The 7814-nt window shown below is 72.8% G+C and carries 9 protein-coding genes and 3 pseudogenes; 6 read left to right on the top strand and 6 right to left on the bottom strand.

The window, feature by feature from the left end; genetic code table 11:
- A pseudogene (locus SSOG_RS56595) lies at positions 1-135 on the bottom strand (sterol desaturase family protein); the annotation flags it as partial.
- A gap of 162 nt (positions 136-297) precedes the next feature.
- Here SSOG_RS56595 and SSOG_RS34775 point away from each other — a divergent pair.
- From SSOG_RS34775 to SSOG_RS34755, 5 genes and pseudogenes are all read left to right on the top strand, one after another.
- The gene (locus SSOG_RS34775; protein WP_009718953.1) at positions 298-1305 is read left to right on the top strand and encodes a DEDDh family exonuclease; all 1008 of its coding nucleotides are present in this window, start codon (positions 298-300) and stop codon (positions 1303-1305) included.
- A 63-nt stretch (positions 1306-1368) separates the two neighbouring features.
- Entirely contained in the window at positions 1369-1602 is a 234-nt protein-coding gene (locus SSOG_RS34770; protein WP_009718952.1) for a hypothetical protein, read from the top strand.
- Positions 1603-1680: 78 nt separating this feature from the next.
- Positions 1681-2493: an SURF1 family cytochrome oxidase biogenesis protein gene (locus tag SSOG_RS34765; RefSeq protein WP_009718951.1), complete on the top strand. Its 813-nt coding sequence runs from the start codon at positions 1681-1683 to the stop codon at positions 2491-2493.
- A 30-nt stretch (positions 2494-2523) separates the two neighbouring features.
- A complete protein-coding gene (locus SSOG_RS34760) occupies positions 2524-4305 on the top strand; it encodes a glycoside hydrolase family 15 protein (protein WP_009718950.1) in 1782 nt (593 codons plus the stop codon).
- Between the two features lie 4 nt (positions 4306-4309).
- Positions 4310-5064, top strand: a pseudogene (locus SSOG_RS34755) (SDR family oxidoreductase).
- Positions 5065-5145: 81 nt separating this feature from the next.
- Here SSOG_RS34755 and amaP read toward each other — a convergent pair.
- The 5 genes from amaP to SSOG_RS34730 are packed head-to-tail and all read right to left on the bottom strand — an operon-like array spanning position 5146 to position 7319.
- Positions 5146-5733 (bottom strand): alkaline shock response membrane anchor protein AmaP, encoded by a 588-nt coding sequence (gene amaP, locus SSOG_RS34750; protein WP_342634366.1) that lies wholly within the window; start codon positions 5731-5733, stop codon positions 5146-5148.
- Positions 5734-5735: 2 nt separating this feature from the next.
- A complete protein-coding gene (locus SSOG_RS34745) occupies positions 5736-6287 on the bottom strand; it encodes a DUF6286 domain-containing protein (protein ID WP_154686012.1) in 552 nt (183 codons plus the stop codon).
- On the bottom strand, positions 6284-6610 hold the full coding sequence (locus SSOG_RS34740) for an Asp23/Gls24 family envelope stress response protein (protein ID WP_009718946.1): 327 nt from the start codon (positions 6608-6610) through the stop codon (positions 6284-6286). The genes SSOG_RS34745 and SSOG_RS34740 overlap by 4 nt, the downstream gene beginning before the upstream one ends.
- Positions 6607-6798 (bottom strand): hypothetical protein, encoded by a 192-nt coding sequence (locus tag SSOG_RS34735; protein ID WP_009718945.1) that lies wholly within the window; start codon positions 6796-6798, stop codon positions 6607-6609. The genes SSOG_RS34740 and SSOG_RS34735 overlap by 4 nt, the downstream gene beginning before the upstream one ends.
- Before the next feature lie 44 nt (positions 6799-6842).
- Positions 6843-7319, bottom strand: coding sequence for an Asp23/Gls24 family envelope stress response protein (locus SSOG_RS34730; protein ID WP_009718944.1), 477 nt, complete (start codon positions 7317-7319; stop codon positions 6843-6845).
- A gap of 88 nt (positions 7320-7407) precedes the next feature.
- Between SSOG_RS34730 and SSOG_RS54195 the strand changes: the two are divergent.
- A pseudogene (locus SSOG_RS54195) lies at positions 7408-7814 on the top strand (nucleopolyhedrovirus P10 family protein); the annotation flags it as partial.

Here is a 7814-nt window from a genome sequence, read left to right as displayed (position 1 = left end):
GCTCGTCGCGGCGTCCTTGGCCGCGTATCCGTGCGTGGTTGAAAAGGGGTGGAGGCGGTAACTCACCATCTCCACGACGGCGAGCAGCACGAAGGCGGGTATCGACCACAGCACGGCGTTGGGCAAATGCGGCATACCGGCAACATAGAACCGGTTTCGCCCCACCGCCAGAGGTAGTTACCAACAAGTATGATAGACGTGATGTCAACAACGAGCCCGGGCCGGTCGGCTGACGACACGTGCCCACCCGGGCCCGGCGGCCCGGAGTGTCGGCCGCGGCCCGTATCCTCATGGACCATGCTCGAAGACCCCACGGCTGCCGCACCGCGAACCGCTTCAACACCCTCGTGGCCGGAGGCCTATCCGCAGGGGTATGCGGTGGTCGACGTCGAGACCACCGGTCTCGCCCGCGACGACCGGATCGTCTCCGCGGCGGTCTATCAGCTCGACGCCCGGGGCGCGGTACAGGACCGCTGGTACACGCTGGTCAACCCGCAGCGCGATCCGGGCCCGGTGTGGATCCACGGCCTCACCCGGGAGACCCTCTCCGACGCCCCGCTCTTCCCCGACATCGCCACCGCGTTCGCCGAGCGCCTCGACGGCCGCGTCCTGGTCGCGCACAACGCCGCGTTCGACTGGTCGATGATCGCCCGCGAGTTCGCCCGGTCGAAGACCGAGGCGCCGGTGCGTCAGCGGCTGTGCACCATCGCCCTCTCCAAGGAGCTGGGGCTGCCGCTGGCCAACCACAAGCTGGAGACCCTGGCCGCGCACTACGGGGTCGTCCAGGAGCGGGCCCACCACGCGCTGGACGACGCGCGCGTGCTCGCCGAGACCTTCCGGCCGAGCCTCCACCGGGCCGCCGAGGCCGGAGTGCGGCTGCCCCTGCTGGCCTGTCAGCCGCTCACCGAATGGTCGGACCCGCCGTCCCGCGGGATCGGCGCCCAGCGCTCGTACCGGCAGCAGAGCTGGCGCCCCAACCGCAAGCGCCCCGCCTGCCCCTACCCCAACCCGGGGCGCTACCAGCCGGGCGGACTGCTGACCCAGGGCATGCGGGTGGCGTTCTCCGGGGACACCTCGGTCGACCGGGAGCTGCTGGAGGACCGGGCGATCGAGGCGGGGCTGCACGTGGCCACCAGCGTGTCGCGGCTCACCAGCCTGCTGGTCACCAACGATCCGGACGCGGCCACCTCCAAGACCGCCAAGGCCCGCTCCTTCGGAACGCCCATCGTCGACGAGGCCGCCTTCACACACCTGCTGCTCGACGTCAGCCCCGCTGAGCCTCCGGCCGGGCCGACAATCAGGTGAAACCCGCGCGACGCGCCCGCCCACCGCTCGCCCGTCACCGCCCGGGCCCGCACGCTGTGGCGCATGGCACGCTGTGAGGTCTGCGGAAACGACTACACCATGACGTTCGAGGTGCACGCCCAGGGCAATGTGCACGTCTTCGACTGCTTCTCCTGCGCCATCCACCGCATGGCGCCCATCTGTGAGCACTGCCGGTGCCAGATCATCGGCCAGGGAGTGGAGGTGGACGGCCATTACTACTGCGGCGCCCACTGCTCCCGCGCGGAAGGGAAGGAGGGCATCGTCGACCACGTCTGAGTCCGGCCCGGATGCGTGGATTGTCGTCCGGTGCCCCCCGTGGCCGGGGGACAATCCACGCCGAGTAGTGTCAAGGACGTGTACCGCTTCCTGTTGACCCGGCAGTGGGTGATTCTCACGCTGATCGGGCTCGCACTGATCCCCACCATGATCAGGCTGGGCTTCTGGCAGCTGCACCGCCACGAGGCCAAGGTCGCGCAGAACCAGCTGATCGGGAACAACCTCGGCGCCCCCGCCGTGCCGGTCGACAAGCTCACCGCCCCCGGCCGCACCGTCCCCCGCGACGACACCTTCCGCACGGTGACCGCCACCGGGACGTACGACACGGCCCATGAGGTCGTCGTCCGCCAGCGCACCGGCTCCGACGAGCAGAGCATCGGCTACTTCGTCCTCACCCCGCTGATCGAGGGCAAGCGGGCCGTCCTGGTCAACCGGGGGTGGATCCCCGCCGGGGCCGACCTCACCAAGTTCCCGAAGGTCCCCGCCGCCCCCAGCGGCAAGGTCACCGTCACCGGCCGTCTCAAGGCCGACGAGACCAGCGCGGACAGCGGCATCAAGGACAAGCAGGGGCTGCCGCCGCGCCAGGTCATGCTGATCAACAGCGAGCAGCAGGCCAAGGCGCTCGGCCGTCCCCTCCAGGGCGGCTACATCGAGCTGACCTCGTCCTCCCCCAAGGGCGCCGAACAGCCCGACCCGGTGCCGGAGCCGGAGCACGACGACATCGGCCCCCATATGGCGTACGCCGTCCAGTGGTGGCTGTTCTCCGCCGGAGTGCCCGTCGGCTGGTTCGTCCTGGCCCGCCGGGAGCGCCGTGACCAGGCGGCGGAGGCCGCCAAGGCCGCCGCCGGGGCAGCCGAGCCGAAGACCCCCGCCGCCGCGCACGCGGACTAGTTCTCCCGCTCTCCGGGAAGACGCCCGGACGTGGCACTGGACATCGACGACTACGCGCTCATCGGGGACCACCAGACGGCGGCCCTCGTCGGCCGCGACGGCTCGATCGACTGGCTGTGCCTGCCCCGCTTCGACTCCGCCGCCTGTTTCGCCGCCCTCCTCGGCGACGACGACAACGGCCACTGGCGGCTCGCCCCCAAGGGCGCCGGTGGCTGCACCCGCCGCTCCTACCTCGACGACTCCCTCGTCCTGGAGTCCGTCTGGGAGACCGGCACCGGCACCGTCAAGGTCATCGACTTCATGCCGCAGCGCGACCGGGCGCCCGACGTCATCCGCATCGTGGAGGGCGTCTCCGGCAGCGTCGAGATGGCGGGCGCCCTGCGGCTGCGGTTCGACTACGGCCACGTCATCCCCTGGGTGCGGCGCACCGACGGCCACCGCATCGCCGTCGCGGGACCCGACTCCGTATGGCTGCGCTCCGAACCCGAGGTGCACACCTACGGCAAGGACTTCAGCACCCGCTCCGAGTTCACCGTCTCCGCCGGAGACCGGGTCGCCTTCGTCCTCACCTGGCACCCCTCCCACGAGCCCCGGCCCCGGCTGGTCGACCCGTACGAGGCCCTGCGGTCCAGCCTGGACGACTGGCGCGCCTGGGCCGCCCGCTGCCGCTACCGGGGCCCGTACCGGGACGCCGTCGTCCGCTCCCTCATCACCCTCAAGGCGCTCACCTACGAGCCCACCGGCGGCATCGTCGCCGCCCCCACCACCTCGCTGCCCGAGCGGCTCGGCGGGGTGCGCAACTGGGACTACCGCTACTGCTGGCTGCGCGACTCCACCCTCACCCTGAACGCCCTCCTCTCCGCCGGCTACCGCGAAGAGGCCGCCTCCTGGCGCGACTGGCTGCTCCGCGCCATCGCGGGCGACCCCGCCGAGCTCCAGATCATGTACGGGCTCGGCGGCGAGCGGCGCCTCCCCGAATACGAGCTGCCCTGGCTGGAGGGGTACGGCCACTCCGCCCCCGTCCGCGTCGGGAACGAGGCCGTCACCCAGCGCCAGCTCGACGTCTACGGCGAGGTCCTCGACACCTTCCACCTCGCCCGCGCCCACGGCATGGCGCCCCAGCCGCACGCCTGGAAGATCCAGAGCGCCCTCATGGACTTCCTCGAATCCGCCTGGCAGGACCCCGACGAGGGGCTGTGGGAGGTCCGCGGGCCACGCCGCCACTTCGTCCACTCCAAGGTCATGGCCTGGGTCGCCTCCGACCGCGCCGTCCGCACCATCGAGGCCCACCCCGAGCTGAACGGCGACACCGACCGGTGGCGCGCCATGCGGGACGCGGTCCACCGCGAGGTCTGCGACAAGGGCTACGACGCCTCCCGTAACACCTTCACCCAGTCCTACGGCTCCACCGCGCTCGACGCCGCCACCCTCCTCATCCCCCGCGTCGGCTTCCTCCCCGCCGACGATCCCCGCGTCATCGGCACCATCGACGCGGTCCGCCGCGAACTCAGCCACGACGGCGTGATCCGCCGCTACTCCACCGACGACACCGCCGACGGCCTCCCCGGCAGCGAGGGCGCCTTCCTCGCCTGCTCCTTCTGGCTCGCCGACGCCCTTCACCTCAGCGGCCGCCGCCGGGAGGCTTCCGCCCTGTTCGACCGGCTGTTGTCCCTGCGCAACGACGTGGGCCTCCTCGCCGAGGAGTACGACCCCGGGGCCGACCGGCTGCTCGGCAACTTCCCGCAGGCCTTCAGCCACATCGGTCTCGTGGGGACCGCCCTCACCCTTTCGGAGCAGGCCCAGGCAGACTGAACCCATGGATCTTGGACTCAAAGACCGCGTGTACATCGTCACCGGAGCCACCCGCGGGCTCGGCCGCGCCGCCGCGGCCGAGCTGGTCGCCGACGGCGCCAAGGCCGTCATCACCGGCCGCGACGCCGACACCGCCGCCGAGGCCGCCGCCGGCCTCGGCCCGGATGTGGGGGGGGGGGGGCCGACAACGCCGACCCGGACGCCGCCGAACGCCTCATCGCCACCGCCCGGGAGCGGTTCGGCCGCTTCGACGGCATCGTCATCAGCGTCGGCGGGCCGCCCGCCGGGCCCACCGCAGACATCACCGACGCCCAGTGGCAGACCGCCTTCGACTCGGTCTTCCTCGGCGCCGTCCGTCTGGCTCGCGCCGCCGCCGCCGAGCTCACCCCCGGCGGGGTGATCGGCTTCGTCCTCTCCGGCTCCGTCCACGAGCCCGTCCCCGGCCTCACCGTCTCCAACGGGCTGCGCCCCGGGCTCGCGGGCTTCGCCAAGAACCTCTCGCTGGAGCTGGGGCCGCGTGGTGTCCGCGTCGTGGGCCTGCTTCCGGCCCGTATCGACACCGACCGGGTGCGGGAGCTGGACGGGCTCTCCGGCGATGCGGATGCCGCGCGTGAGCGGAACGCCGCGCAGATTCCGCTGCGGCGGTACGGGACCCCTGACGAGTTCGGCAAGGCCGCCGCGTTCCTGCTCTCGCCCGCGGCGTCCTACCTCACCGGGCTGATGCTCCCGGTGGACGGAGGCGCGCTCCACGGCTGGTGAGGCCGGGGGGCTCGTTCCCCACCCCGCCCCCACCCGACCCCGGGGCTCCGCCCCTCGACCCCGCTCCTCAATCTCCCCCAGCTACCGCTGGGAGGTGCCCCCTGGGGGCTGGGTTGTGGGCACACCCGCACCGCCTACCGCGCCCGCTCCGCGCCGTGGTGTTCGCCCCTCAGCCGGACCTCCGCCGGGAGGTGGGGCAGGCCTTGAGGTGCGGGCCTGGGTCAGGGTCTCGGACTCCAGGGCCCGTAGGGTCGCGGCCGGTTCGGCTCTGGCGTCCAGGACCAGGCCCACCCGCGCCCTCGGCGCGGTGCGGCGGCCGTGGAGGTGGACGTGGGCGTGGGAGACGCCGGACAGGGACTCCGCGTCGGCCCTCAGGGCGGCTTCGAGGGCGCGGCCGCGCAGGCGGGCGCCGGTGCCGTCGTCCAGCGGGACCAGTACGTCGTCCAGGCGGCGGCGCCGCAGTTGGGCCAGGGCCCACCACAGCGCGAGCAGGACCAGCACGCTCAGCGCCGCGATGACGCCGGGCCACCACCAGTCCTCGGCGCGCCAGCGCGCCCGGGCCGCGCGGGTCAGCAGGACGGAGTGAGGGGAATGCCGTCCGGTGACGAGGGTCGCCGTGCCCGCGGCCATCAGAGCGAGACCCAGTACGCCCAGCAGCAACCGGTTCACGATCACCTCGCAGGCCGCCGTACGCGGACGGACAGGACCGGTCGCCGGGCGAGCCCTAGTTGCCGGATGCCGTCTCCGAGGGCGGTCAGCAGGTCGGCCCGTACCTCGTCGAGGTCGCGGAAGTGTGCCTGGGCGCGGGCCCTGATGCGGCGGCGGCCGACATCGACCCGTACAGCGCGGACGCCGGGCACCGCCATGGCCCGGTCGCGCAGGACCAGGCGGACGGCGGTGCGGTCGATTCCGGCCCGGATGGCATGGGCATCGTTGTCGTCGTCGCCCATCGGCAGGAGCCCCCGCAGGCCCGGGGTGAGGGCGAGCGCCACCATCCACGCGCCGATCACGATCAGGGCCACCGCGATCCCCACGATCCAGCCGTCGTGGAGGGGACGCGTGGCGAGCTGTTCGGCGAGCCAGTGCCGCCACTCCATCACGGGGTGGCCGGTGCGTGCGGAGACGATGTCGTACAGGAGCAGGCCGAGCGCGCCGAGCAGCACCAGAGCGGTCAGCCCGGCCGGTACGCGCCGGGCTGACCAGAAGCGACGACAATCGTTCATTGGACCTTCCCCCGGTCCAGCTGCGGTGAGTGCAGCCGTTCCACGGTCACGGCCACCTCCGGCACCTCCATGCCCGTGAGTTCGCCGACCCGGGTCGTCACATGGCGCCGTACCACCGCGCACTGCGCGCCGATGTCGGACGGATAGCCCAGTTCGACGGCGACCCGGACGCGCGCGGCGCCCGCGCGGACCGCGACGGCCGCGTACGGCAGCAGCCCGGGCCCGCTGCCCAGCGCTTCCCGCGCCGCCCGCGAGGCGATCTTCGCGACGACGCGGTCCGCGATGCGCGTCGCGCCGCGCCCGCCCGGTTCGCTCACGCTCACCGCCGCCGTTCACCACGGTCGCGGGTGCGGAAGAAGTCGCCCGGTTCCAGGTCACCGTCCAGGAACCGGCCCGCGACGAATCCGACGGCGCCCAACGCCGCCACCAGCAGAAAGGCCCCGAAACCACCGAAGAATCCGGCGAAACCCAGTGCCATCCCCGCGATCATCCCGATCACGGCCATGCTCATCGTGTGCTCCCCTGCTGGAGCCGCCCGGAGCCGCCGCGGCGCCGCTACTGAAGCCTGGGCTCCGGCGATTCCTCTTCCTCGTCCGGCAACTTCACATCGCCGACCGCGATGTTGACCTCGACCACCTCGAGGCCGGTCATCCGCTCGACCGCCGCGATCACGTTTTCCCGTACGGCCCGGGCGACGTCGGCGATCGAGACGCCGTAGTCCACCACGATCTCCAGGTCGAGGGCCGTCTGCACCTCGCCCACCTCGGCCTTCACCCCGCGGGCGACCGATTTGCCACCGCCGGGCACCCGGTCGCGGACGACTCCGAAGGTGCGGGCGATGCCGCCGCCCATGGCGTGGACACCGACCACATCGCGGGCGGCCATTCCGGCGATCTTTTCGACCACGCCGTCGGCGATGGTGGTACGGCCGCGCGCTCCCGGGTCGATGCCGCGCCCGAAGGTCTTCGGCGTACCGGCGGACGGCTCCGCTACGGGGGTCTGGGGCCGGTTCCGTGGCGCGGTCTCGGACATCACGGTTCACCCCTTTCTCATCCAGTCGCCCTACTTGCCACAGTAAGGGTGTTTGGCACGCAATGCGCATGTTGTGCATCATTCAGGCATGGTCACGGACCGGCTCACACAAGCCGTGCGGCAGCAGCTGCGGCTCGGCCGTCTCCTCCCGCTGGGCGGGCCGGAGGACGGGGCGTGGCTGACCGAGCGCGCGGCGGACGCGGTGCTGCGCCGGGCGGCCGACGCCGTGCCCGGCGTACGCCTCGGGGCGCTCCGTATCGCCCTGGCCGACCCGGAGGCCGCCGCGCCGCCCGCGGTCCCGGCCCCGCCGAGCGCGCTGCCGCCGGGGCCGTTGCGAGTGGAAGCGGAGTGCGCGGCGACGGTGGACCGGCCGCTGCCGGAGACGGCGGACCGGCTGCGTGAAGCCCTGCTGGGCGCGGCGGCGGAGCGGCTGGGGCTGGCGGTGGACACGGTGGACCTGCGGGTGACGGACGTACTGGAGGAGATTCCGGGGCG

It is taken from the genome of Streptomyces himastatinicus ATCC 53653 (assembly GCF_000158915.1).
Taxonomy (GTDB): domain Bacteria; phylum Actinomycetota; class Actinomycetes; order Streptomycetales; family Streptomycetaceae; genus Streptomyces; species Streptomyces himastatinicus.
Note: the sequence above shows the minus strand (reverse complement) of the source record. Positions and strands in the feature narration are given on the sequence as shown.

Bases quoted from the DNA above. Each gene is read 5' to 3' on its own strand.
- SSOG_RS34775 (WP_009718953.1), top strand. From the start codon at position 298: ATGCTCGAAGACCCCACGGCTGCCGCACCGCGAACCGCTTCAACACCC.
- SSOG_RS34770 (WP_009718952.1), top strand. From the start codon at position 1,369: ATGGCACGCTGTGAGGTCTGCGGAAACGACTACACCATGACGTTCGAG.
- SSOG_RS34745 (WP_154686012.1), bottom strand. From the start codon at position 6,287: ATGAACGATTGTCGTCGCTTCTGGTCAGCCCGGCGCGTACCGGCCGGG.
- SSOG_RS34735 (WP_009718945.1), bottom strand. From the start codon at position 6,798: ATGAGCATGGCCGTGATCGGGATGATCGCGGGGATGGCACTGGGTTTC.
- SSOG_RS34730 (WP_009718944.1), bottom strand. From the start codon at position 7,319: ATGTCCGAGACCGCGCCACGGAACCGGCCCCAGACCCCCGTAGCGGAG.